The organism is Arthrobacter sp. Y3223164, from assembly GCF_059091005.1.
Window position 1 is genome coordinate 1 of sequence record NZ_JBNHGF010000457.1, and the last position, 1,931, is coordinate 1,931.

The window sequence follows — 1,931 nt, forward strand, 5'->3', positions numbered from 1 at the left end:
TGGTTAAACGCGGGAAGGCCCCGCCATCGTTGGCGGGGCCTTCCCGTGTTCAAAGAATGTCCGGCGGCGACCTACTCTCCCACACCCTCCCGAGTGCAGTACCATCGGCGCTGTGGGCCTTAGCTTCCGGGTTCGGAATGGGACCGGGCGTTTCCCCCACGCTATGACCGCCGTAACCCTTCGTGCGCGCCCGCCCCGGTGGGGGTTGGCGGCAAACCTGTTGGTTACAAGCTTGTGCTTGGAACTGTATTCAATTGTTTTGTTCCCTTATGCGACAACGGTTGTTGTCTGGGAACCACATAGCGGACGCGTAGCATGTTTTGATCACCCACCCCAGGGGGTGGTGTGGTGTAAGTTGTCGGACTATTAGTACCGGTCAGCTTCACGAGTCTTTCGTCCTCGCTTCCACATCCGGCCTATCAACCCAGTGGTCTGGCTGGGGTCCTCTCCCCCACGAAGGGGATGGAAATCTCATCTTGAAGCCGGCTTCCCGCTTAGATGCTTTCAGCGGTTATCCAATCCGAACGTAGCTAATCAGCGGTGCACTTGGCAGTACAACTGACACACCAGAGGTTCGTCCGTCCCGGTCCTCTCGTACTAAGGACAGACCTTCTCAAATTTCCTGCGCGCGCAGCGGATAGGGACCGAACTGTCTCACGACGTTCTAAACCCAGCTCGCGTACCGCTTTAATGGGCGAACAGCCCAACCCTTGGGACCTACTCCAGCCCCAGGATGCGACGAGCCGACATCGAGGTGCCAAACCATGCCGTCGATATGGACTCTTGGGCAAGATCAGCCTGTTATCCCCGAGGTACCTTTTATCCGTTGAGCGACGGCCATTCCACAATGTGCCGCCGGATCACTAGTCCCGACTTTCGTCCCTGCTCGAGATGTCTCTCTCACAGTCAAGCTCCCTTGTGCACTTACACTCGCCACCTGATTGCCAACCAGGCTGAGGGAACCTTTGGGCGCCTCCGTTACTCTTTAGGAGGCAACCGCCCCAGTTAAACTACCCATCAGGCACTGTCCCTGACCCGGATTACGGGCCGAAGTTAGATGTCCAGAGTGACCAGAGTGGTATTTCAACGATGACTCCACCCGAACTGGCGTCCGGGCTTCACAGTCTCCCACCTATCCTACACAAGCCACACCGAACACCAATACCAAACTATAGTAAAGGTCTCGGGGTCTTTCCGTCCTGCTGCGCGTAACGAGCATCTTTACTCGTAGTGCAATTTCGCCGAGTTTATGGTTGAGACAGCGGGGAAGTCGTTACTCCATTCGTGCAGGTCGGAACTTACCCGACAAGGAATTTCGCTACCTTAGGATGGTTATAGTTACCACCGCCGTTTACTGGGGCTTAAATTCTCCGCTTCGCCCCCGAAGGGGCTAACAGGTCCTCTTAACCTTCCAGCACCGGGCAGGAGTCAGTCCGTATACATCGTCTTGCGACTTCGCACGGACCTGTGTTTTTAGTAAACAGTCGCTTCCCCCTGGTCTCTGCGGCCCTTACCCGCTCCGAAGCGCAAGGCTTCTTCACGGTCCGGGCCCCCCTTCTCCCGAAGTTACGGGGGCATTTTGCCGAGTTCCTTAACCATAATTCTCTCGATCGCCTTGGTATTCTCTACCTGATCACCTGTGTCGGTTTGGGGTACGGGCGGCTAAAACCTCGCGTCGATGCTTTTCTCGGCAGCATAGGATCACCGAATCCCCCCATACGGGGGTCCCGTCAGGTCTCAGGCTTCACGAACGGCGGATTTGCCAACCGTTCACCCTACATCCTTGGACCGGGACTACCATCGCCCGGCTCGGCTACCTTCCTGCGTCACACCTGTTAATACGCTTACCTCCCCGGATCGGGTCCCGCGCGCCCCGCCCATACTGGCCCCGAAGGGCACGGATGAACGGTTTGGGCGGTTAGCATCACCGG

2 rRNA genes are annotated in these 1,931 nt (G+C 57.2%); both read right to left on the reverse strand.

The window, feature by feature from the left end:
* Positions 1-58 precede the first annotated feature (58 nt).
* A 5S ribosomal RNA gene (rrf, locus tag AC5RUJ_RS15345) occupies positions 59-175 on the reverse strand.
* A gap of 170 nt (positions 176-345) precedes the next feature.
* A 23S ribosomal RNA gene (locus AC5RUJ_RS15350) occupies positions 346-1,931 on the reverse strand; the annotation flags it as partial.